The organism is Streptomyces sp. NPDC087263 (assembly GCF_044744645.1).
Classification (GTDB): Bacteria; Actinomycetota; Actinomycetes; order Streptomycetales; family Streptomycetaceae; genus Streptomyces.
On the sequence record NZ_JBIUYT010000004.1, the window covers coordinates 557,641 to 578,356 of the forward strand.

Below are 20,716 nucleotides of genomic sequence, written 5' to 3' on the forward strand. Positions count from 1 at the left end.
TGAGGTGCTTACCAGACATGATTCAGCTTCAAAACCCGAAGTCCGAGCGGCGAGAAGCCCTTGAGGCGACGTCGGTCGCGGTTCTGACAGCCGCCGAATCGGCGGCCGCGTACGCCTCGACCGCCGACGCCACACGCCGACTGAGCCACCAGACCGTCGCTCTGCTGACCAGTGCGGGCTTCGCCCGCCACTTGGTGCCCCGGGCCTGGGGCGGAACGGAAGGCACGTTCGAAGCCCTGCTCGCGGCCGTGGCCGCCCTCGGCGAGGGCTGTGCCTCCGCGGCGTGGTGCGCGGCCCTGTGGTCGGCCCACGGCCGGTACGCCGCCTACTTACCACCCGACGGACAGCACGACCTGTGGGCGGCCGGCCCCGACGTACGTATCTCCGCGTCGGTCAAGCCGTCCGGCGAGGCCCGGCGCCTCCCCTCGGGCTGGCTGCTGAGCGGCGAGTGGGAGAACGTCAGCGGGGTGGAGTTCGCCCACTGGCTTCTGCTGGCGGCGATGGAGCCCGGCGCGGACGGCCCACGGTGCCGCCTGTTCGCCGTGCCCAGGGACGACATCAGCGTCCGGGACACCTGGCACAGCACCGGGATGCGCGGCACCGGCAGTCACACCGCGGTCATGGAACCCGCGTTCGTGCCCGACCACCGCACCTTCCTCATGGCGGACCTCGTGTCGGGCGTGTCGGGACCGGGGCGGGCCAGGTGCCACACCGTGCCGGCCCACCTCGCGGGCGGCCTCCTGTTCTGCGCCCCCGCGGTCGGCGCCGCCCGCCGCGCCCTGGGCGAATGGTCGTCCTGGGCGGCACGGACCCAGGCCCTGCGGCGCCCGGACGACGACGGCAGCCGTCTGCACCACGCCCTGGCGCGCTCGGCGGACGACATCGACACCGCCCAGCTGCTCCTCCAGGACGCCGCCCGGCGCGCCGACACGGGCACCCGCGCCGACCGGGACGTCCTCAGGAACCGGCGGATCACGGCCGCCGGAGCGGATCTCCTGGTCGACGGGGTCGAACGGCTCTTCCGCACGGCCGGAGCCCACGCCGGCACCGGCGTCCTGGAACGCAGCTGGCGCGACGTCCACATGGCCGCCGCCCACCAGTTGCTGCGTCGCGAGTCGGCGGGGGTGGCGTACGCGACGTCCGTCTTCTCCGAACTCGTCCAGGAGCAGGCCGCCCTCACCGAGCCCGCCACGCTCCAGGAGGTGTCCGCCGGTGAGTCCTGAACGGGGTCGTGAGCAACGTGGTGGGCCGGGTCCGGTGGGTCTTGAACGGGGTCGTGAGCAACGTGGTGGGCCGGGTCCGGTGGGTCTTGAACGGGGTCGTGAGCGACGTGGTGAGTCGGGTCCGGTGGGTCTTGAACGGGGTCGTGAGCGACGTGGTGGGCCGGGTCCGGTGGGTCTTGAACGGGGTCGTGAGCGACGTGGTGAGTCGGGTCCGGTGGGTCTTGAACGGGGTCGTGAGCGACGTGGTGAGTCGGGTCCGGTGGGTCCTGAACGGGGTCGTGAGCGACGTGGTGAGCCGGGTCCGGTGAGTCTTGAACGGAGTCCGGAGCAAGGCTCCGATCCGAGTCCGCGGCGGCTGGTGTTCTGCGATGTGGACGACACCCTCATCCGGTGCACGAGCCCAGCCGATTTCCTCCGCTACTACCTGGCCGGCCGCCACGGCCCCGAAGGGGCGCGGCAGGCCGAGGAGTTCCTGGTGGACCTGTACGGGCGGGTGGCCCGGGGCCTTCCGCGCGAGGAGGCCAACCGGGAGTACCACCGGGCATGGCGCGGCCGGTCGGTCGTGGAGCTGGAGACCTGGGCACGCCGCTGGTACGCGGAACGCAGTAAGGCCGCGGACTTCTACATCGCGGCCACCGCCGCCGAACTGCGCCGCCACCGGGCCGAAGGCGCGGCAGTCGCCCTGGTCTCCGGGACGTTCCCGCCCCTGCTCGGTCCGGTCGCCGAAGAGGTCGGCGCACGGTTCGTGCTCTCTGCCCGGCTGGAGCGCTGCGGCCGGGTCCTGACCGGAGGACTCATCGGCCCACCGGCGATCGGCGAGGGAAAACGAACCCTGGCACGCGAACTCCTCGCCCGCCACCCGCACATCGACCCCGCCGACTGCCACGCCTACGGGGACCACCCGTCCGACCTCCCGATGCTCCGCACCGTCGGCCACCCCGTCATGGTCGCCCCCGACGGCACCCTCGCCCCGCCGGTCTGCTGAGACCCCCGGGGCGAGAACCTCGGGGCGAGAATCCCGAGGCGAGAATCCCGTACCGGCTCCGCGACGCGCGTGTTCCGTCGCGGAGCCCGAAACGGCGCGGTCTGCCTGGGAGGCTTCCGGCCGGCGGAGGCGGATATCGACATCCGTGGTGACGGCGGACAGGTGCTGTGCATCAACTACCGCAACGCGAAGAAGATCCTGGATCCTGGATCCTGGACACGGCGCTCGCCGTCGTCGCAGAGGACGCCTTCGAGGACATCGAAGGCACCCATACGCCAGGGCACCGGGAAGCGGACCTGACCCACCCGGCCGTGGAGGGAACTGCCGACCGGAATGAGTAACGCGCACGACCGCCACCGCTTCCTGCCGGACTGTTCACACGTCGATCGAAGAGGTGCCGAGCTCACAGTCGATCGCCGCAGCTCGGAGGTCGGGTGCTGGTCGGTGCGCCAAGTGGCAAGCACATGAGGGAAGTCGGTCATGGTGACTCCGTCAAAAGTGCCCCCCGGGGCGGTGGCCGGCGTCGGCATCGGTCTGATACCGAACCACGTCACCTTCAGCGACCCCCTCCTGAAGGAGGGGATGTTCTGCACGATGGCCGTGTCATCGCCGAGCTTCGTTGCCCACAGACCCTCTGTGCCCTGCGGGAACCAACCCTCGCGGGGAACGAACCGGAACCAGACCTTGATCTTCTCGACCGTGCTTTCGATGACGGGCATCATGCGCCGCCCGGAGACGGCACTTCTCACTGGGGCCGAGTTGGTTGATCAACCTGCGACTGTCCTCGGTCAGGGTCCATGGGCCGAGGACAGTCGAAGCTGGCCTCAATCGGCCCTGGTGCGGGGCTAGCTTGCGAGTTGGGCTTGGAAGACGGCGTGGTTGAAGTACGCCTTGGCGTCCTGGATGAGGCCGTCCTCGCCGAGTTCGTAGATGTTGATGCCGGACCAGTTGACCGGCTTGCCGTCAAGGGCGACGGCGGCGCCTCGCCAGGAGACGGCGACCCGGTTGCCGACCGTGTGCGCCTCCACGGGGGTGAGGCCGAGGAAGGGCTGGAAGTTGGGCAGTACGGAGGTGATGAAGTCGCGGATGGCGGTGCGTCCGGTGAGGGGCGGTGTGCCGACCGGGTCGTGGAAGACGCCGTCCGCGGCGAATGCCTGGGCCCAGGCATCGGCATCGCCCTGCTGGGAGGCGCGGAAGAACTGGAGTACTGCCAGCGGCATGGCCGGGTATGTCATGAAGGATCCTTCGAATCGGAGGGTGGAGGGGGCGGAGTGATTCGAGGTGGCCGGAGGGGCCCGCGCTGGGGGCCGGTCGCCGCTCACCGGGCCGGCAGTTCGGGCTGTGCCGCAGCGCGTGCCTGCTGCCGACGGGCACCGGTGACGTAGAGGGCGAACGCGAGGAGAGCGAGTACTCCTATGAGTGCGCACACGCCCAGCCAGCTCAGCCGGGCATAGGCACGGATCCCGAGCCAGGACCCGGCGCTGCCGCCGAGGAACGAGCAGGTCATGTACGCGGTGTTCAGTCGGCTGCGGGCCTCGGGATGCAGCGCGAAGATGCGGGCCTGGTTGGCGACTTGGCTGCACTGCACCGCGATGTCGAGCAGTAACAGCCCGGCCACCAGGGCCGCCAGTCCCGTCCAGGAGCCGGCCGCGCCTCCGGCCAGGACGGCCGCTGCGGTGAGGGTGGCAAGGATGCACCACAGGTTCACCCGGTCCGCGCCGTTGCGGTCCACCCACCGTCCGGCGGCCGGGGCGCAGAACATGCTGGCCGCCCCGATCAACGCCAACACGCCGACCACCTGCGTATTGAGGGCGTAGTGAGGGCCGGTGATCAGCAGGGCGAGCGCGGTCCAGGCGGCACTGAAACCGCCGAAGAGGGTGGCCTGGAAAAGGGCCGAGCGCCGCAGGTCCGGCTCGGTGCGCAGCATCCACAGGCCGGCCGCGAGCAGGGCGCTGTAGCGTTCTCGTACGGCCGGAGCGGTGTCCGGCAGGGCGGTGTGGAGCACGATCGCCAGCAGTACGGTGAGCGCGGCCGCGACCAAGTACGGGGCGCGCCAGCCCAGTTGCTCTCCGAGGGTGGCGCCGAAGGTGCGGGCCAGCAGGATCCCGCCGATCAGCCCGCCTTGCAGGGTCCCGATGACGGCGCCGCGCCGGTCGGCCGAAACCAGCCCCGCGGCCATGGGCAGCAGCAACTGTGGCACCACGGTCGCCACCCCGACCACCGCGCCGGCCGCGAGCAGGGCGCCGGTGGCCGGGGCGAGAGCGGCGGCCAGGAGGGCAAGGGCGGTCACGGCGAGCAGCGCGGTGATCAGGGGGCGGCGCGGGAGCCGGTCGCCGAGTGGGACCAGAAAGAAGATCCCGACCGCATACCCGAGCTGCGTCACGGTCGCCACGGCCGCGGCCGCATCCGCCGTGGTGCCGAAGCTGTCGGCAATGAGCGGCGCCAGGGCCTGCGGGAAGTAGACGTTCGCCACGCTGACCCCGCAGGCCAGCGCCATGACCAACGGCAGCCGACGGGACAGGGCCGGTGCGGAGGGTGGTGGCGGATCAGGGCAGGGCATCACAACTCCAAACGAACGAACTAGATGGTTCGGATGCTGAGGAGAGAGTTGCAGACGGCTCTGCGATCGGTCAAACGAACTGGTTCGTTAACATCAGTGCATGGCGTACGACTCGAAGGCGACCAAAGAGCGGATCCTGGCGGCTGCGACTGCGGAGTTCGCCCAGCACGGCATGGCCGGCGCCCGAGTGGACCGCATCGCCGCCGAGGCCAAGGCCAACAAGCGGGCCATCTACGAGTACTTCGGCGACAAGAACAAGCTCTTCGCCGCCGTCCTGGAACGCCTCATGGCCGACCTCGCCCAGGCCGTCCCGCCCGGCGACGAGGACCTGCCCGCCTATGCCGAGCGGCTCTTCGACTACCACCGTGCCCACCCCGAAGCCCTGCGCCTGCTCATGTGGGAGGCGCTCGAACTCGGCGACCAGCCCGTACCCGGCGAAGAGGCCCGCACCCAGCACTACGAGGACAAGGTCCGCGCCACCCAGGCCGCCTCGGACGGCGAAGCCCGCGGCCGGCTGTTCTTCACCCTCGGCCTGGTCGGCTGGAGCCTGGCCATGCCCCAGCTCCGCCGCATGATCCTCGGCCCCGACGGCACCCTCGAACAACTCCGACCCGCCATCGCCGAAGCAGTCCGCACCCTCCCCGGACACAGCGAAACCCCGCCACAGAACTGACGCCACGCAGCGCCCCTCCGCGACAGCGGTCTGCTTGGAAGCCGCACCCCGAAGTTGGCTCTGCTCAGATATTCGAGCAGTGGGGCACCGCAGCGATATCGATTGTGTGCCGCAGCCACAGCTCGCCACTGAGGGGAGGGGCCGTTCGTGTCCGCCCGGCGGGACAGAAGATGCTGCCCGTCATGACGTTGATCTGCGAGGCGAGGCGCAATTGGCCGCGGCCAACGCCCTCTCGGGGTCGATGAAGGCCGCCGTCATCTTGGCTCCGGACATCTCGACCAGGACCGGTTCGTGGGGTCGCATGATGTCGGTTACGCCTTGGAAGACAGCCCGGTGGAAACCCGTACATCGCTGTGGCGGTCGATGGCATGCACCATCAGGTCACGACAGACACGGAGGGCCGCCTGTACGCGGAAGGCGTTTCCCTGGAGGACTACCCCTTCTCTCAGCCGCACCCGCATCCCCTCCCTCAGACATGGCACGCGTGGTGGCAGTTCGCTGTCGAAGACCCGTTCCGGTACCGGGACCAGCGGCAGGGTCTGGGGCAACCGCGCCGCCTCGCAAGACCAGCCCGCTGACCGGCTTTTCAGACGCCCTCTAGCTGCCTGCTCCACGAGTTGGCCAGGGGTGCCCGTCGGGGGACTGGTCCGAGGGCTGGCCCGCTCGAACGAAGTCGCCGTATTCGTCCTGGACGATGTTTTCGTTGACCCACCGCTTCCGCACTGCGCCCGTCGCCTCCTCGGCAGCGGCCACCGCGTTCGACGGGTCCTCGGCCACGGCAACGAGCCGGCCGAACTCTTCTTCGCCCGCGTCGGCGTCGAGCGGTGGAAACTCGCCCAGGTCGAGGAACGCTGGAGATCCGCCGTTCCCAGGATGCGCAGCTGCTGCACTATGGATCGGAGCTGGGCGTGTTCACTGTCGATCTTGCCAGTCTGGTCGTCTCGGTCCGTGACTCGGTCAAGGCGACGGACCAGATGAACGAGCTGCCGCGCCGAGGCGGCACACTCCTTGCATAGGCCGTGGAGCGGCGCGTCCCAACGCACTGCCAGAGCGTGCCGCTTTTCCCAGGTCAAGTGGTGGGTGCGGGTCGGTCCGGCGTGGTGTCGCGGGCGTTCGGGGAGCGGATTGGCTCCCGAACGGCTCCCGGGAGTACTGCGGTGGGCAGCGACGGTCCCACTCCAGTGTCACACCTTTTTGACGACGATCGTGTCCGGCACCAGCTTCTCCAGGTCGTCGACGTCCGAGGTGAGGACGGTGACCTGTCCCTTCTGCTGTCGTGCGATGACGGCGAGTACGGCGTCGATCGCGTACTTGTGGCCGTGCAGCTTGGCGTCGGCCAGGAGCCGGCGTGCCTGGCGGGCCTCGTCCTTCCCGATGTCGACGACCTGGAGCCGGGACACGACCCAGTCCCAGCGCTGTTCGGTCGTTCTGCCGTCGTACGCCTCGACCAGTGTCATCGGGGACGTCACCACCTCGGCTTCCCCTCGCGCCGCGAGGTCGAGCCAGGCGATCATCTTCCGATCACCGCGCACTGCCAGGGAGAGGGCTTCACAGTCCAGGACAAAGACACGGAGCGGCCGCTGTCCACGCTCACCGGCTCGCTTCTTCACGCAGCCTCTCCGGCGTTGCGCTTTCCGGCGCTTCGACGCCGCTCGTGTTCGGCGTCGAGTTCCTCCAGCTCGTCGAGGGCTGCCGCATGCTCGTCCTCAGTGACGGGGCCGTGTTCTTCCTGTAGCCAGCCGACCAGTTCCTGGAGCCGGTCCCGGTCACGTTTGAAGCGCAGAGCCTCGGCGACGTATGCCGACAGGCCCCGCTCTGCCGCGTCCGCTCGGATCTCGTCCAGGAGATCCTCGGGGATCGTCACGGTTACCTTTTTCGTCGCCATACAAGAGACCATACTCTTGGTGTCACGCTCCTTACCGGCGGGTCGCGCGATCGACGCTCGGCCTACTCGGTCAGACGGCCCGCCGGCACGGCGGGAACGATGCACGTCCACCCCGGGCCGACGCCGAAGTGCGACGGGGGAGGCCCAGTTCGCCGGGCGCCCACCAGCGCACATATGCGGCCTCCGTCCGACCGGCACCGCGCCGATCCTGCCGTCGCATCCGCAGAAGGTGCACCGGTACTCATAGGCCGTCGGAACCAGCTCCCGCATCCCGCATCTGTGGATCCCGCCGCCTCCGCCCGGCCGGGAACTGTCCGGCCTCCGTCGGCTCCAGTTCCAGGCCGTCGGCTTCGCACAGGTCGCTGTGGGGCGAAGGCGGGAAGTGCAGGTCGAGCAGGACCCGTGCCATCCGGCCGAGCAGCGACGGCTCGCGCCGAAGCATCTGCACACAGGCAGTGGAAGGTGATCCTCGACGATGGTGCCCTGCTGCTGGTCACGCTGGTGATGTTCTGGTCAAAGATCTGGCCGTACCTCATCGGAACACTCGACTGTCCTGACGGCAACTCGCTACGACGGCTACCTGGCACTGGACTCCGGCGCGGTGTCGCTCGCCAACTACCAGCCGATGCTCGTACGGGGCCCCTCCTCCAGACCGAGGACTACACGCGGGCCGTCATCTCCCAGAATGCGTATGGAACTCACGCCCCTCCGGTGGAGTCCCTGGCCAAGGTCCGCATGGAGCGGCAGAACAGCCGCCTGGGCGGCGAGCACCCCGCCAAGCTCTGGGCGATCCTCGACGAGGCGGCGCCGCGGCGCACGGTCGGCTCGGCGGACGTGATGCGCGACCAGCTGCAGGCGCTGACCGAAGCGAGCGAACTGCCCAACGCCACGGTGCAGTTGCTGCCCATCTCGCTCGGCGCCCACCCCGGCCTGTACGGCCCGTTCGTCATCCTCACGTTCCCTGCACCCACCCCAGCCCTGGTGTGGCTGGAGAACCCCAAGAACTCCGTGTACCTCGAGGCCGACGACGACGTCGACAACTACACGGAGATCTGCGACCAGTTGAGGGCCTGTGCCCTCGGCCCTTCGGAGACCCGCGCTCACATCGCGCAGATCAGCGAGGAGCTCACCCGGTGAACAGCCTCCACCCCGCAGCCCACGCTCAGCACGACCTCGACCTCTCGGGGACGCGGTGGCGGAAGAGCTCGTACAGCGGGGGTGCGAACGACTGCGTGGAGGTGGCGGAGTTGGGGGCGTATGTGGCCGTCCGGGACTCGAAGCGGGTTGGGCTTCGGGCGTTGGTCCTTGGGCGGGGTTCAATGAGGGTGTTGGTGGCCGGGCTGGTTGGAGGAGACGTCTGACGCCGCGGCAGGGCCTCGTCGCGGCTGTGCCTGCCGCCCACCGTCAAGCGGCGTTAAAGTGCGCGTTGGCAAATGAGCGATTCGCATTGAAGGGCTGATGGCTTCCTGCCGGGACTTCATAGTTACCCGATCCGTTCATGTTGATTACATCGGGTGCGGAACGATGTCATGTATTTCAGAACAAACTACGCATAGAGCCGTTCCTGCTTGACGGAAACCCCACTGGTGTCATCACGTGCCCCACAGATAGCGTTGGTTCGCTTGAGTTACCCCCCCACCTCGCCAGGAGTCCAGAGTGAACCGCCCCGCCCGGCTAGCGACAGCCGCGCTCACCGCATCTGCGGCCTTGCTGTTGACCGCCTGCGGCTCCGGAGGGGGCGACGACGCGTCCTCGGGCAAGATCAAAGGGGCGGACGTCGTTGGCGGGAATGCGTCGACGAGCCCCTCCGTGTCACCTTCGCAGGATGGCGTCAGGCGCCCCGAGATCACGCTTCCCAGCGAGTTCCAGGCGGACTTCGAGAGCTGGACGAACAGCGACGCGAAGCTCCAGGCGATCCTGGACGACGGCCGCGAGGAACTGCGCTCGAAGTACGCGGCCGTGATCGAGGCGGATCCGGACTCGGACGCGGTCGCCTTCTACAACTCGGAAGCCACCCTGGCGTCCGCCCGCACGTGGATCAAGCAGTTCACCGACGATGACGACAGTCTCATCGGCAAGGTCACCGTCTTCGACCCCGAGGTCCACATCAACGACACCGGATCGGGCGTGCTCTTCTACTGCGTCGACGAGCGGAAGGCGTCCACGAAGAACCGCAGGACAAGCAAGGTCGTCACCACTCCGGACAAGCCCGAGTCGCTGATCCAGTACCGAGTCACGTTGGACAAGACCGCCCAAGGCGTGTGGAGGTCCGTCTCCCTGACCACCGTTGCGGGAGCGTGCAGCTGATGCCCTCCATTGCGAAGGCATGTGCTCTCCTCGCAGCATCTGTCTCGACCATGATCCTCTCGGGCACGTCGGCCTACGCCATCGGCGATGACAACAATCAGGCACCGCCGCCGGCCGGCCCTTCCGGCGGCACGTCCGGCAGCATGCTGACCGCCGCGGCCACCACTACCAACATCAAGGTCACGCAGGTCAGCGGCGGATCCTCGGGCAGCTCCCTCAAGACGCTCGCCCCCGCCGACCCCAACTGGGAGCCGCCGGCGTGCTGGTACGAGCCGGTGGCCACTCCCCAGCAGCTGAAGGGTGCGGTGGACTCCCTCAAGCAGGGCGGGGGCCTGGTGCCCGTCACTCCCACGCTCAGTTGGGCGAGGAGTTGATGGTGGATCACTACGAGAAGGGCAAGGCTGAGACCGGCAGCGGGGCGGGTTACGAGAACTTCAACCTCGGTGAGGATGGCAAGTTCTGGCGAGGGGTCATCAACACGAACCGGGAGAACGACCCCGAGGCGTACGACTGCGAACGAACCCTGTTCTGGCAGACCGCCAACACCCTCCCCGACAATGACCACGCCCCCACCCCCGGCGTCCTCGCCGCCTACGCCTACGCCTACGACAAGATCAAGGTGCCTGACACCGAGGTCGAGCGGAAGCCCGCGGCCAACTCCACGGTGAACCTGCCGACCTGGGTATGGCTGGACAAGGCCACGTTCACGGAGGTCAAGGTCCGGGCCGAGCTGGCGGCCGCGGGTGTGTGGGCGGAGACCACCGCCAAGCCGGTCGCACTGCACCTGGAAGCGGGAACCGACGACGCCGAGACGTACCCGGCCTCCGGCGACTGCAAGATCAATGACGACGGCTCGATCGGCACCCCCTACACCGAGGGCGATGCGAACAAGACTCCGCCCTGCGGCATCACCTATCTGCGCGCGAGCAGTGGCGAGCCGTACGAGCTGACGGCGTCGATCACCTGGGAGATCTCCTGGGAAGGTTCTGGCGGCGCACAGGGCGACCTACCAGACGGCACCTTCGAGACCACCCAGGACATGACGGTGCAGGAGATCCAGTCCGTCAACCGCTGACAGTCGACACGTGAAGGGCCAACGGCATGTCGAAGGGATCCGATCTTCAGGTCGACTACGACCTGCTGGCGACGAGTGCCAAGCAACTCCGGCAGATCCGCGACGAGTTCAACGGTCTGGAGGAGTGGAAGAAGGACGTCAAGGCGCTCGTCGGTGACTCCCGTGTCCAGAAGGCCATGGTCGACTTCGTGGACAACTGGGACAAGAACCGCAAGCGGTTGATCAAGGAGATTGAAGAGGTCGGGTCGATGGTCAAGACGACCAGTGACGCTTTCAAGGGCCTCGACGACGACCTGGCCAATGTCAACAAGGGGAAGAAGTAGCGCCTCGGGCGTGGACGGACCGACGACTCTTCGCAGGGGGAACATCCATGGCGCGGCCCGCTGACTGGGCACCGCTCGCCGAGGCGGATCCCGTTCCGGGTGACCCGGAGGGGATCCGCGACGAGGTCGAGCACATGAAGAAGATGGCCGAGAAGCTCCGCACGCAGGCCGCGGCGATGAAGGCGATCGGGGACAGCGACGGCCTGAAGGGCAAGTACGCCGACACCTTGGGTGAGAAGGCGCGCGGCCTGTCCAAGAGGCTGGACTTGGCCGAGGACCGCTATCGAGAGGTGAAGGGTCACCTCAAGGGCTGGGCGGACGACATGGACACCGCCCAGAAGAAGGCCGACCGCGCGTTGGAGGACGCGAAGGACGCCCAGCGGATCCTGGACAGCCACAAGCCGGAGAACCAGGGGAAGAAGGGTTCCGAGGAGGAGGGTTCGGACCCGGCAGACGACCCGGCCGTCAAGCAGGCCAAGGAAGACCTGGAGACCGCCCGCGGAAAGTTGAACTCCGCGGTCTCCTTCTACGACGAGCGTGCGGACCACTACGCCGGCAAGATCCGGTCGTCGATCGACGACGACATGGAGGACAGTTGGTGGAACGACTTCAAGGCGTGGGTTGGTGACGCTGACTGGCTGGGGACACTGGCCGAAGTGCTGAGCAACATCACCACCCTGCTCACCTTCGCCGCGATCTTCTTCCCCGCCCTCGGCGTGCTGGCCGGAATCCTCACCGGAATCGTCTTCGGCATCCATCTCCTCATGGCCCTGACCGGCAACGGCTCCTGGTTCGATGTGGTCACCGACATCGCAGCGTTCAAGATGGCCAAGAACGGCATCAAGGCAGCCAAGGCGGTCAAGGCGCTACAGAAGGAAGGGCGAGGCATCTCGAAGGACCTCGCGGAGCAGCAGGCGAAGCGCGCGGCCCGAATGAACCGTGCGGCCGACGGACGGGGTGGCAGCGGACGCCTGGGCCGACTCCGCAGAACTGCGGACAATCAGCGGGGGCGGGCGGCGGGCGTGAAGACCCGGGACGAGGCCGTGCCGGAGGTGACGCGGAAGGAGACGTACAGGGCCCTCGGGGACAAGCGCATGGCGGAGCAGGTGAAGGACGTCGAGCGCATGAGCGGCAGATATCCGGACAATCAGCGACTGAGCGAAATCGCCTCGGAAGCAGCCCGCCAGAAGGGTGTCTCCCAAGCCTACTGGGGGACGAGTACGGCACTTGACCTCGGCGGAAGAGCCGGAGACGCATGGTCTCCTACTTATGTGAATGCCAAGGGAAACATGACGGCGCCAGGAGCAGGGATCGGGTCGCAATGGTGAGATCGAAACCGGAGAAGCGGAGAAGCGGCCTCACGGAGAGCGCTCGCACCCGGCAGGCGCGTCAGGCTCAAGAGCGCGTCCGTGCCGCAGCAGATCAAGACCTTCGCGGGTCTGCGCGGCCTCCGCGTCGAGTGGAAGACCATGCCGGAACCGATGCCGCCAGCTCCGGAACAGATGCGTCCGGCTCAGGAGACGAGAGGTTCCTCAGGCAGGCAGCCCAAGTGCGCTACGTGCTGCTCGCCATCGCCCTCGTCATGCTGCTGTGGTTCATCGTCGCGATGCAGAACCACACGACATGGGGACTGGAACTGCCCATGCCCACATGGGCGTTGGACATCGCAGCGCTCAGCCCGCTGCTGGTGCTGATCCGGTTCTGGAACGCGGAGATCAGGAGGAAGAGCGACACCCTGGAATTCGACCTACGGGTCATCAGCGGTCTCTACTTCCTCATGGCCCTCCTCGGAGCCGCACTCGGCGGATACTGGCAGCTGTGGTCAGGGGTCGCGATCAGCGCCGCGGTACACGCGGGCATCTGGTACACGACCAGGCGGACCCGCAGCCATGACTGACCCCGTGACCGAACCGGCCTCGCCGCCTACCAGCTACGGGTTCCTCCTGCCCGAGGACTGGGTGCAGATCCCACTCCGGCAGGGGGACGCAGAGGACGCCGTACGTTCCATCGTCACGTCTGCCTTCGCCCGCGTGCCGGCTGACGTGCCGCGCGACAAGCTGACGCCGCTCCGGCTGGAGCTGGAACGCAGGCTGCGGGCAGCCGTTGCCGAGGCTCGCAGGGCCGAGGCGCTGGAGATGTATCTGCCGGTGAAGCTGGCGGGGGAGGTGAATCTCGGGGCATCGTTCACCGTTTCCAACGCGCGCCTACCGGCGCGCTCCGGGCCTGATGGTGCCTCGAGTGAGGTGTCCGACCCTGCGGAGATCGCTGTGCAACTGCTCTCCGCTGACGGTATGGCGAGTGCCTCGGAGATGGACCTGAGCAGCGGCGAGGTCGATGGAACCCTTGCGGTTCGCCGAGAGCGTGTCGTTCCTGCGGCCCCGGAGCGTGGTGCGGAGCTTGGCAGCCGCAGGGTGGAGTACCTCGTGGCGGTACCCGGTGACCCCAGCCAGTGGCTCGTGGCCGCTTTCTCCACGATCGGCGCTGGGAACCCCCGAGACGACCTGGCTGATGCGATGGTCGAGTGGTTCGACGCCCTGATGACGACCTTCCGGTGGAGGTGGACATGACTGAGCCCCTGGTTGAGCTGGAGCACGAGTTCAGCCTCGACATCGACTACGACCCGAGCCGATGGCTGGAGCTTCCTCCGCGCTGGGACACCGAGGAGTGGCAGGACATCGACGTCTGGACGCGTTCGTGTGCCGAGCTGTTCTGGCGGTCGTACGGACAGGATCCGGGCGAGTCAGGTATCGCCTTCCTCGCGGGTGTGCTGCGGCGCTTCGCGGAAGCCTTCGCGCCGGAGCCCTTCGATACGCGGGTGCTGCTGCGTATGTGGGAACCGACGAGCATGCCTCTCCAGGTCTTCACCATGGTCAAGCCCGCGCAAGGTGGCCGCGAGGAGACATTGCGCTTCCTCGTCGGAGCGGAGGACCCGGACGCCGTTGAGGCGCCGGTCGTCGAGCCCTTTCACACGGAACCACTCGGGGAAGGGCTGCGGGCATTCCGCTATCTCCGGCAGGACGACACCCCTGAAGTGATCGCCGCACTCCGCTACGCCTGGCGCGACGAGGAGGTCGGCGCCGATGTGGTGCTGTGGACCGTAACCGACGACACCGCACGGGTGATCCGCGCCGCCCAGGACATCGAAGAACTGGCGCACAAGGTGAGCGTGGCGGTCTGGGATCTCGAACCGGAGGAGGGCGCCGCCTCGCCGGACGCGCCGTCCTAGTCGCCGCCACCTCGCGTTCGCCACGCCCCTTGCCGAAACCCCGAGCCCCCTCCACGGTGCTATGCAGCCCTTCGGAGAGGTCAGCCTCTGATGCTTCTTCTTCGCGCACCGTGATGTCCGAGAGCGGATCCGCATCGGGGAGGCGCGGCTGCCGGGTTGGCGAGGGCAGTATCAGGCTCCGCCGATGACGGACCCGAACCGATTCAAAATGTCCTTCGACGGGCGCTCGGACACCCTGGAGATCGACGGTGTCGACGTAAGCGAGTACGTCGCTGCCATCGACGTTCATGCCGATGCCAGAGTCCAGCCCAGCGTCGTACTGCACCTCTCGCCGACCAGGACATGGCCCGCCGAACTCGATCTCCCGGCGCACGTCCAGGTCGGCGTTCCGCCTGAACCCGGTCCCGCTGCCGCGTCATTCCTCGAAGCCGTGGACGCGCAGGAGGTCGAGCGGGCCGCCCTCGCTCGGCCTGACCTGGAGTCCGTGCCGGGTGGCGACACCGCTGCCGTGCTGCGGCAGCTCGCGAAGTGGGCATGTGACGCTTGACCTCTCCGGGGTGCAGCGCGTGGTGGAGGGCCTTCCTGGCCGACGCGGTGGAGTTGTGGCGGGACGTACGCGGGGAGGCCGATGACGTGCTTGATGAGGTGTCTCGAGCACTGGGGCCCGGGGAGCGTGCGGGAGTTGATCTGGCAGGGGGCCGGGGCGGTGGTGCTGCCAGGAGGCCCGCCGATCGCGTCGCCTCCTCTGGACGGCGCCGTAGCGCAACTGCCTTCGGATGCCGTGTACCAGGGGATGCTGCCGCTCAGGATGCCCGCCGTACGGGTCGACGATCACCTCACGGTGGTGAAGTCGGCTCGGGACGCCCAACTCGATGGCTGCCGCTTTCGGGTCACAGGAGTCGCTTCGGGCTCTTTCACCGTGGTGCGAATCGTGCGATTGCAGTTGCTCGGCCAAAGTTGCCGTCCAGGGCTGGAGCAGTAGCGGAAGGGGCGCCGCAGGAGCCACAGTTGAGAGCGAGCGCGGCGTCTGGTGGTGTCAGGGCACATTCCACTGGCCGGTGTTGCCGGAGAATCCGCTGTTCAACGCGAACTGCACTTTGGCGATCTTGGAGGCTGTCGGAACCTCGAAGGTGATGAACCCTAGCCCGGTGTCGCCTGACGCGACAGTGACACTTCCGGGGAATGAGGGGCCAGCGGTTGTGTCCTCGATCGTTGCGTCGAACTGCTGGCCCTGGGTGTCCACGACCTTCGCGCCGTTGCTTGGAGAGTCGTCGTAGACCGCGGTTCCGGTGTTCTTCAGCCGGAACTGGACCGCCACGAACCGCGTGCCTGCCTCCGGAGTGGAGAACTCGTTCTTTGCACCAGCCGGATCGACCACCTTCACCACGGTGACAGCCAACTGCTCGCCGTCGCCGTTGCCGGTGAGGTCGAGAGTGTCTCCCACGGCGGCGGAGGATGCCGGTGACGGCGTGGGACTCTCCGTGGATATCGGTTGTTCCGTTGCAGGCGTCTCTTGTACCGGTGCGCTGCTCACCGGCGTAGTGGTGACCTTCTCGTCCGCGGAGCAGGCCACCGCGGCGGCAAGGAGCCCGGAGAGTACAAGGGCGAGCGCGCGACGCATCGGACCTCCCCTTGGGGCAACGCGCCCAGAAGCGCGCGGACAGTAGAGGCGAGATAAATGATCCCGCTGATCACCAGGATGCGCACTTCGAGAAGTGAATGCTTGACGTCGACCTTCGAGGGCAAAGCTCTTAGGCTCCGCCAACGACGACGCTGGTAAACCCCCGTCCCCACGCCCATCCGGACGCAACCGCCTTCCGCGACTTCGGTCGTGCTGGCCACCGCGCTCACGCGGATGGGGCCGGCAGTACCTCCCGGACGCGGGCGATCACGCGGCATCACGCCATGTTGCTGCGGGTCCGCATCCAGAAGAACTCCGCGGGGCGGCCGGGACCGAACGTGCCGCGCTGCCGTTGGCCGTACGGGAGTCGGGCGCGGCCGCCCAGATCACCGCCGCCCGTGGGCAGGGCGCCGCGGGCGCGATGACGCTGCTGGAGAAGCAGACCCGGCAGACCGCTCGCGCTGTACGACGCGATGGCACCGGGCCCGGAGTACGTGACCCGGCTCATGACACGAGGTCTGTCCAGCGCGACGCCGTACCTCGTCGCGGCGATCGAGTACGGGCGTGACCTGGCGACTCCTACGACATGCCCTCGCGGAGAACCTCTGGATGCTCATCAAACCCGAGTGCATCCGCAGCTGTACCTTCACCACCCGGCTGAAGCCAACCTTGCGCTCTTCGAGTACATCGACAGCTCCTACAACTCCCGGCGCATCCAGAAACGGCTTGGCTACCTCAGCTCCATCTAGTTCGAGGAGAAGCACTACGCCCACCAGGCAACGGCCGAGCGAACGAACCTGAAACCCCGTCAACCCTCCCTGACCAGCTGACCAGCACCTCCCACACGCCGGGGGAACCTCGACCCGCAGCGGTGAACCGCTTGATGCGGCCCGCGTCCGGCGCGACTTCAAGGCGATCGTGAAGAGGACGGGGCTGAACCCGGAGTTGACCCCACGGGAGCTGCGCCACAGCTTCGTGTCTCTGCTCTCCGATCACGGCATCCCCCTGGGGACGATCGCCCGGTTGGTCGGTCACAGCAGCCGGGCCACCACGGAAGCGGTCTACCGCAAGCAGCTCCGACCCGTGATCATGAAGGAGGCTGAGGCGATGGACGATATCTTTGCCGAAGATCAAGAAGAGGGTGAGGCGGTGGCCCGACTTAATTCGTTTGGCCCCCTGTTTGGCCTCCCGGGCATGAAAGAGGCCCATTCGCGATCATGCGAATGGGCCTCTGACCAGTGTCGGGGTGGCGGGATGTGAACCCACGACCTCTTCGTCCCGAATGGGGGTCGTTGCCGTTCTTGCCAGCGAGGATCGTATTTGCGCTGGTCAGAGGCATGGTTCCGGTTGGTCTCGGGTGGCGTGGAAGGGCGCTTGGGAGCAGGTCGGCTCCCAAGCGGCTCCCAGAGCACTTTGGTGGGGGAGCGCAGTCACACATCAGCTGCTGAACGCCCCTCGGTGCGGGCCCGCATGGGCGTCTTCCGCCTTGACGACACAGGGCAGGAAGGCGCCGAAGGTCTGTCATGCCCCAGCGATCTCCACGCCGGGGCATGACACACATCACGACGTGGCTAGAAGATGCCCTTGTAGCTCTGCCAGCCGGTGGCGATCTTCACGCGCGTGGCGAAGGACCCGTTGCCGTTACCGGCCTGCCGGAAGAGATTCCCGGCGGTGTCCCGTGCGATCAGGTCGGCTTTGCCGTCGCCGGTGATGTCCCCGACGCCGACGACCCCGTTGTATGAGGAGCCCCAGCCGGTGGCGATCTTCACACGCGGGGCGAAGGTGCCGTTGCCCTTCCCGAAGTACCGGTACAGGTTGTTCGACTTGTCTTGCGCGATGAGATCGCCGATCCCGTCACCGTTCAGATCCCCGGCCCCGACGACCTTCTTGTACGTCTTCCAGTTGTCGTACAACTTCACGCGAGCGGCGAGCTTGCCGCCGCTCGCGCCCTTGTACAGGTACACCGCCCCGGTGGAAGCATTGCGGGCGATCACGTCGGGGCGTCCGTCCTTGGTGATGTCACCGGGGGAGGTGAGGACGTCGTACTGGTTCCAGCCGGTGCCCAGCGTTGTGTACGACGTCGTCGGCTTCAGCGCCGCCCCGCAGGCCGGCTTGTACAGCCGCAGGGTGCCGCTGCCCAGTCGGACCAGGACGTCGTTGCAACGATCCCCGCTCAGGTCCCCGACGGGCACCGGACGGATACTGGTCGCCCAGCCACTGCCGCTGACCACCCCAGAGAACGTGCCCTTGCCCGTGCCTTGCTGGAACGTCAGCGTGCCGGAGGAGTTGAGCGTGAGCAGGTCGCCGATGCCGTCCCTTCCTGCGTGGTCCCGCAGGACCGGCGCCGCGAGGGAACCGGCGGTGAGGATATGGATGCGCTCGTCGGCGTCCACGAACGCCACCTGGTTCCCGTACGGGTCGAGGGTCCAACGGATCCGGCGGTCCGAGGTCGTGCCCTCCGGCCAGAGGCTGGACGGGGCGGGCAGATCGGCCACGTCGCCGGTGACCGCCTGCCCGGAGCGGACGTCGGTGCGCACCAGCTTGCCGCGGGCGTTGTCGTGGCGGACCAGGAAACCGTTGGCCAGCAGGGCGTCACCCGTCGGCACGGCCATCGATCGCCCTCGGGAGCGGTCGAACACTCCGGCCTTACTCTGCGCGGCGCAAGCCCAGTACACAAAGCGGCCGTTGACCTGCAACTCGCTGGGTACGCACGCCGAGCCGATGTTGACATCGACCGCCGCAACAGTCGATCCGAGGCGACTCATCGACAGGTGCCCCGCGGTGGACGTCGTGGTCCACAGCTGCCCGTCCCACAGGGCGGCGGCGTTCGCCGTGCGCGTCGCCACGACCTTGGACTGCGTCCAGTCGACGACGAACTGCTTCCTGTTCGTGCCGCCGGACAGAAGCGCGTACCGCCCCTCCGCGGCCTCGACCTCGCCGTAGAAGCCGGGCACCGTCAGCGTCTGGACCTCACCCGTGGGCGTGCGGCGGTGGACCCACTGGGTGGGGTCCAGGTCGTTGTAGACGACGGATCCGTCACCGGCCCCGACCAGCTGGACGCAGCCGTAGTTGACCTGACACGGCTTCACCCATCCGCCCGCCTGCCGGACCGGTCCCACCTGGGGGACCGCGTCGGCGGACACAGTGCGCGTGTTGAACATGACGTCGTAGGCCGGGGACGAGGTCTGGTCGGTCCAGGCCAGGGTGCCGCCTGCCAGGGACAGTCCGTCGACGGGCGCGGGCACCGGCGGCAGGTCCATCAGCTCCTGGGCGGCGATCTGTCCGTCCGGCGCCTCGGAGAGCCTGTGCACGCCCCAGTCCGCCTTGTCAGGACCGCCCGCCACGATGGCCGATCCGTCCGCCGAAGGCCAGATCCAGCCGTCCATCTGCGGGAGCAGCGTGCGCCACTCGCCGGCGTCGGTCAGGGGTCTGGTGAGCACGGCACGGGTGTCGCCGCCGTACGTGGCCACCACGACGTCGTCGCCGATGACCGTGAACTCGGTCTTCCCTTCGGTGCCCTGGCCCGGAACCGCGGTCATCGGTCCGTCGAGCGCGTCGCGGCGCAGCAGCCGCGCGCCGCTCCCCGGGTACCACCAGCCGACGTAGTCCGCGCTCAGGAAGAGCGACCGGGCCGAGCCCGCCTTGTAAGGGCTGAATACCTTGGCCCAGGATCCGTCGCGGACGTCGACGAGGACGAGTTGGTCGAGGAAGACCGCGGGGTCCTCCGTGGGCACGCGGTAGCGCATGAGCAGCGAGCGGTCGTCCCGCTCACTCACTGCGAGGAGCTTCGCGTCGGCGGGCCAGCCGGTCAGCATCGTGTCGCTGGTGCCGCCCTCGGCCGCCGCCTTCAGCAGGTGCACTTCGCGCACGTTGGCGGAGCTGCCCAGGTAGGCGACGACGACGCCCTCGCCCGCGGTACCGGCGTAGGTCAGGCCGGTCGGGACAATCACCGTGCCCTTGTCCGCGCCGGAGCCGATCGCGCGGAACTGGACAACGCGTCGCCCCTCGGCGTCGGTCGACAGGCTGTAGGTGGTGTCCGACTGGGCGAGCCCGTTAGGTGGCTGCGCGCCGGCGAACTCGGTCACGTTCCTGGTCTGGCCCGTCGCGTAGTCGGTCCAGCGCAAGCCGACAGTGCCTTCGGGGTTCGACAGCACACCGGTGTCGCCGAAGCCACCGAACGCCGGGTTGCGCGTGGCGGTCCGGTCCGCGGCGGGCAGGACGATCCCGTCCTCGCCCACGGTCGGCGCCGCCCCCGCAGGCACGGCAGCCAGGGCACCTGCGGCCAGAGCAACGGCCGCCGCCATGGCCGTGCCCCCTCGGCCGAACAGACGACGGCGTACGATCTTGCAGCCCTGCACGGAACCCCCCGGTCCCTCGACTCTGATAGCTGTGACCCCAACAGCCCCAAATGACCTGTGCATGTCTTGTGCGCTGGGAGCGTATCAGCGTGCGGTGGTCCGAAAGCGCGTGCCGAGGGGCCATCCAGTACAGACGACGACGTCGCCCAGCACCAAGCAGCTGCGACAGACGATCATGTCCTGGTTTCGGGGACGACTTGTGGGGGCCTGGTTCAAGTTCCGAGAGCTGGCTGCGTGCTGTAGTTGCCGATCTCGCGTAGTTTTCTACTTCCCCGGACGCCTGGCAGGCAACTGACCGAGGAAGCCAGTTTCGTGACGGTCAGGCCGCGTTCCTCGGTCCATTCCACCAGATCCAGCGCGGCACGCTGTCGTGTGGTCCCGGGGCCCGCAGACCGCACACCTCGTGCAGTGCGGTTCCCCGTTTGGAGCCCCGTTCCAGGAGTGCGGTCAACTCCTGCTGGATCATTTCGGGATCGCTGC

General features: G+C 67.9%; 24 protein-coding genes and 3 pseudogenes. 18 read left to right on the top strand and 9 right to left on the bottom strand.

Annotated features, from left to right (window positions below):
* Positions 1–17 precede the first annotated feature (17 nt).
* From ACIPC1_RS15855 to ACIPC1_RS15865, 3 genes are read left to right on the top strand one after another with little or no spacing between them, the layout of a single operon-like run.
* Positions 18–1,223 (top strand): acyl-CoA dehydrogenase family protein, encoded by a 1,206-nt coding sequence (locus ACIPC1_RS15855; protein WP_402517174.1) that lies wholly within the window; start codon positions 18–20, stop codon positions 1,221–1,223.
* A gap of 8 nt (positions 1,224–1,231) precedes the next feature.
* A complete protein-coding gene (locus ACIPC1_RS15860; RefSeq protein ID WP_402517176.1) occupies positions 1,232–1,531 on the top strand; it encodes a hypothetical protein in 300 nt (99 codons plus the stop codon).
* A 50-nt stretch (positions 1,532–1,581) separates the two neighbouring features.
* A complete protein-coding gene (locus tag ACIPC1_RS15865) occupies positions 1,582–2,208 on the top strand; it encodes an HAD family hydrolase (protein WP_402517647.1) in 627 nt (208 codons plus the stop codon).
* A 513-nt stretch (positions 2,209–2,721) separates the two neighbouring features.
* Here ACIPC1_RS15865 and ACIPC1_RS15870 read toward each other — a convergent pair.
* The 3 genes and pseudogenes from ACIPC1_RS15870 to ACIPC1_RS15880 all read right to left on the bottom strand — a co-directional run.
* A pseudogene (locus ACIPC1_RS15870) lies at positions 2,722–2,930 on the bottom strand (DUF4265 domain-containing protein); the annotation flags it as partial.
* Between the two features lie 123 nt (positions 2,931–3,053).
* Positions 3,054–3,443 carry a nuclear transport factor 2 family protein gene (locus ACIPC1_RS15875; RefSeq protein ID WP_402517179.1) on the bottom strand — a complete coding sequence of 130 codons (390 nt, stop codon included), beginning with the start codon at positions 3,441–3,443 and terminating at the stop codon, positions 3,054–3,056.
* Positions 3,444–3,526: 83 nt separating this feature from the next.
* Entirely contained in the window at positions 3,527–4,768 is a 1,242-nt protein-coding gene (locus tag ACIPC1_RS15880) for an MFS transporter (RefSeq protein WP_402517182.1), read from the bottom strand.
* A gap of 100 nt (positions 4,769–4,868) precedes the next feature.
* Here ACIPC1_RS15880 and ACIPC1_RS15885 point away from each other — a divergent pair, with 100 nt between their 5' ends.
* Complete coding sequence (locus tag ACIPC1_RS15885; RefSeq protein WP_402517185.1) at positions 4,869–5,441, top strand: TetR/AcrR family transcriptional regulator; 573 nt, start codon at positions 4,869–4,871, stop codon at positions 5,439–5,441.
* Between the two features lie 1,184 nt (positions 5,442–6,625).
* On the opposite strand, the gene ACIPC1_RS15890 is transcribed toward ACIPC1_RS15885, so the two are convergent.
* The 3 genes and pseudogenes from ACIPC1_RS15890 to ACIPC1_RS15900 all read right to left on the bottom strand — a co-directional run.
* Positions 6,626–7,051, bottom strand: coding sequence for a PIN domain-containing protein (locus ACIPC1_RS15890; protein ID WP_402517188.1), 426 nt, complete (start codon positions 7,049–7,051; stop codon positions 6,626–6,628).
* On the bottom strand, positions 7,048–7,326 hold the full coding sequence (locus ACIPC1_RS15895) for a CopG family transcriptional regulator (RefSeq protein ID WP_402517191.1): 279 nt from the start codon (positions 7,324–7,326) through the stop codon (positions 7,048–7,050). Before ACIPC1_RS15895 ends, ACIPC1_RS15890 begins: the two co-directional genes overlap by 4 nt.
* A gap of 157 nt (positions 7,327–7,483) precedes the next feature.
* A pseudogene (locus ACIPC1_RS15900) lies at positions 7,484–7,765 on the bottom strand (restriction endonuclease); the annotation flags it as partial.
* 23 nt (positions 7,766–7,788) lie between these two features.
* Between ACIPC1_RS15900 and ACIPC1_RS15905 the strand changes: the two are divergent.
* The 12 genes from ACIPC1_RS15905 (at position 7,789) to ACIPC1_RS15960 (ending at position 15,239) form a co-directional block, all read left to right on the top strand.
* Positions 7,789–8,463 carry a DUF5753 domain-containing protein gene (locus ACIPC1_RS15905; protein WP_402517192.1) on the top strand — a complete coding sequence of 225 codons (675 nt, stop codon included), beginning with the start codon at positions 7,789–7,791 and terminating at the stop codon, positions 8,461–8,463.
* 101 nt (positions 8,464–8,564) lie between these two features.
* Positions 8,565–8,687 (top strand): DUF397 domain-containing protein, encoded by a 123-nt coding sequence (locus tag ACIPC1_RS15910; RefSeq protein ID WP_402517649.1) that lies wholly within the window; start codon positions 8,565–8,567, stop codon positions 8,685–8,687.
* Between the two features lie 448 nt (positions 8,688–9,135).
* Positions 9,136–9,633, top strand: coding sequence for a hypothetical protein (locus tag ACIPC1_RS15915; protein ID WP_402517194.1), 498 nt, complete (start codon positions 9,136–9,138; stop codon positions 9,631–9,633).
* A complete protein-coding gene (locus ACIPC1_RS15920) occupies positions 9,633–10,007 on the top strand; it encodes a hypothetical protein (RefSeq protein WP_402517197.1) in 375 nt (124 codons plus the stop codon). Before ACIPC1_RS15915 ends, ACIPC1_RS15920 begins: the two co-directional genes overlap by 1 nt.
* Positions 10,007–10,708, top strand: a complete 702-nt coding sequence (locus tag ACIPC1_RS15925) for a hypothetical protein (RefSeq protein ID WP_402517200.1) — start codon at positions 10,007–10,009, stop codon at positions 10,706–10,708. The genes ACIPC1_RS15920 and ACIPC1_RS15925 overlap by 1 nt, the downstream gene beginning before the upstream one ends.
* Before the next feature lie 26 nt (positions 10,709–10,734).
* Positions 10,735–11,031, top strand: a complete 297-nt coding sequence (locus tag ACIPC1_RS15930; RefSeq protein WP_402517203.1) for a WXG100 family type VII secretion target — start codon at positions 10,735–10,737, stop codon at positions 11,029–11,031.
* Positions 11,032–11,078: 47 nt separating this feature from the next.
* Positions 11,079–12,359, top strand: a complete 1,281-nt coding sequence (locus ACIPC1_RS15935) for a putative T7SS-secreted protein (RefSeq protein ID WP_402517205.1) — start codon at positions 11,079–11,081, stop codon at positions 12,357–12,359.
* 221 nt (positions 12,360–12,580) lie between these two features.
* Positions 12,581–12,928: a hypothetical protein gene (locus ACIPC1_RS15940; RefSeq protein WP_402517208.1), complete on the top strand. Its 348-nt coding sequence runs from the start codon at positions 12,581–12,583 to the stop codon at positions 12,926–12,928.
* On the top strand, positions 12,921–13,598 hold the full coding sequence (locus ACIPC1_RS15945) for a hypothetical protein (protein WP_402517211.1): 678 nt from the start codon (positions 12,921–12,923) through the stop codon (positions 13,596–13,598). The genes ACIPC1_RS15940 and ACIPC1_RS15945 overlap by 8 nt, the downstream gene beginning before the upstream one ends.
* On the top strand, positions 13,595–14,257 hold the full coding sequence (locus tag ACIPC1_RS15950) for a hypothetical protein (RefSeq protein WP_402517214.1): 663 nt from the start codon (positions 13,595–13,597) through the stop codon (positions 14,255–14,257). Before ACIPC1_RS15945 ends, ACIPC1_RS15950 begins: the two co-directional genes overlap by 4 nt.
* A gap of 184 nt (positions 14,258–14,441) precedes the next feature.
* The gene (locus tag ACIPC1_RS15955) at positions 14,442–14,804 is read left to right on the top strand and encodes a hypothetical protein (protein ID WP_402517216.1); all 363 of its coding nucleotides are present in this window, start codon (positions 14,442–14,444) and stop codon (positions 14,802–14,804) included.
* Between the two features lie 93 nt (positions 14,805–14,897).
* The gene (locus tag ACIPC1_RS15960) at positions 14,898–15,239 is read left to right on the top strand and encodes a DUF6093 family protein (RefSeq protein WP_402517218.1); all 342 of its coding nucleotides are present in this window, start codon (positions 14,898–14,900) and stop codon (positions 15,237–15,239) included.
* A 54-nt stretch (positions 15,240–15,293) separates the two neighbouring features.
* Here the strand turns inward: ACIPC1_RS15960 and ACIPC1_RS15965 are convergent, their stop codons facing one another.
* Entirely contained in the window at positions 15,294–15,878 is a 585-nt protein-coding gene (locus tag ACIPC1_RS15965; RefSeq protein WP_402517221.1) for a DUF4352 domain-containing protein, read from the bottom strand.
* A gap of 277 nt (positions 15,879–16,155) precedes the next feature.
* Positions 16,156–16,386 carry a hypothetical protein gene (locus tag ACIPC1_RS15970; RefSeq protein WP_402517224.1) on the bottom strand — a complete coding sequence of 77 codons (231 nt, stop codon included), beginning with the start codon at positions 16,384–16,386 and terminating at the stop codon, positions 16,156–16,158.
* Between the two features lie 118 nt (positions 16,387–16,504).
* Here ACIPC1_RS15970 and ACIPC1_RS15975 point away from each other — a divergent pair, with 118 nt between their 5' ends.
* Both ACIPC1_RS15975 and ACIPC1_RS15980 read left to right on the top strand, forming a co-directional pair.
* A complete protein-coding gene (locus ACIPC1_RS15975; protein ID WP_402517227.1) occupies positions 16,505–16,627 on the top strand; it encodes an IS3 family transposase in 123 nt (40 codons plus the stop codon).
* A gap of 127 nt (positions 16,628–16,754) precedes the next feature.
* A pseudogene (locus ACIPC1_RS15980) lies at positions 16,755–17,138 on the top strand (tyrosine-type recombinase/integrase); the annotation flags it as partial.
* 311 nt (positions 17,139–17,449) lie between these two features.
* On the opposite strand, the gene ACIPC1_RS15985 reads toward ACIPC1_RS15980, so the two are convergent.
* Positions 17,450–20,182 (bottom strand): FG-GAP-like repeat-containing protein, encoded by a 2,733-nt coding sequence (locus ACIPC1_RS15985; RefSeq protein WP_402517229.1) that lies wholly within the window; start codon positions 20,180–20,182, stop codon positions 17,450–17,452.
* Positions 20,183–20,716 lie beyond the last annotated feature (534 nt).

Excerpts from the sequence above, each read along its gene's own strand:
- ACIPC1_RS15855 (WP_402517174.1), top strand. The coding sequence starts at position 18 with ATGATTCAGCTTCAAAACCCGAAGTCCGAGCGGCGAGAAGCCCTTGAG.
- ACIPC1_RS15875 (WP_402517179.1), bottom strand. The coding sequence starts at position 3,443 with ATGACATACCCGGCCATGCCGCTGGCAGTACTCCAGTTCTTCCGCGCC.
- ACIPC1_RS15880 (WP_402517182.1), bottom strand. The coding sequence starts at position 4,768 with ATGCCCTGCCCTGATCCGCCACCACCCTCCGCACCGGCCCTGTCCCGT.
- ACIPC1_RS15885 (WP_402517185.1), top strand. The coding sequence starts at position 4,869 with ATGGCGTACGACTCGAAGGCGACCAAAGAGCGGATCCTGGCGGCTGCG.
- ACIPC1_RS15895 (WP_402517191.1), bottom strand. The coding sequence starts at position 7,326 with ATGGCGACGAAAAAGGTAACCGTGACGATCCCCGAGGATCTCCTGGAC.
- ACIPC1_RS15920 (WP_402517197.1), top strand. The coding sequence starts at position 9,633 with ATGCCCTCCATTGCGAAGGCATGTGCTCTCCTCGCAGCATCTGTCTCG.
- ACIPC1_RS15925 (WP_402517200.1), top strand. The coding sequence starts at position 10,007 with ATGGTGGATCACTACGAGAAGGGCAAGGCTGAGACCGGCAGCGGGGCG.
- ACIPC1_RS15930 (WP_402517203.1), top strand. The coding sequence starts at position 10,735 with ATGTCGAAGGGATCCGATCTTCAGGTCGACTACGACCTGCTGGCGACG.
- ACIPC1_RS15935 (WP_402517205.1), top strand. The coding sequence starts at position 11,079 with ATGGCGCGGCCCGCTGACTGGGCACCGCTCGCCGAGGCGGATCCCGTT.
- ACIPC1_RS15945 (WP_402517211.1), top strand. The coding sequence starts at position 12,921 with ATGACTGACCCCGTGACCGAACCGGCCTCGCCGCCTACCAGCTACGGG.
- ACIPC1_RS15950 (WP_402517214.1), top strand. The coding sequence starts at position 13,595 with ATGACTGAGCCCCTGGTTGAGCTGGAGCACGAGTTCAGCCTCGACATC.
- ACIPC1_RS15955 (WP_402517216.1), top strand. The coding sequence starts at position 14,442 with ATGACGGACCCGAACCGATTCAAAATGTCCTTCGACGGGCGCTCGGAC.
- ACIPC1_RS15960 (WP_402517218.1), top strand. The coding sequence starts at position 14,898 with ATGAGGTGTCTCGAGCACTGGGGCCCGGGGAGCGTGCGGGAGTTGATC.
- ACIPC1_RS15965 (WP_402517221.1), bottom strand. The coding sequence starts at position 15,878 with ATGCGTCGCGCGCTCGCCCTTGTACTCTCCGGGCTCCTTGCCGCCGCG.
- ACIPC1_RS15970 (WP_402517224.1), bottom strand. The coding sequence starts at position 16,386 with ATGAGCCGGGTCACGTACTCCGGGCCCGGTGCCATCGCGTCGTACAGC.
- ACIPC1_RS15985 (WP_402517229.1), bottom strand. The coding sequence starts at position 20,182 with ATGGCGGCGGCCGTTGCTCTGGCCGCAGGTGCCCTGGCTGCCGTGCCT.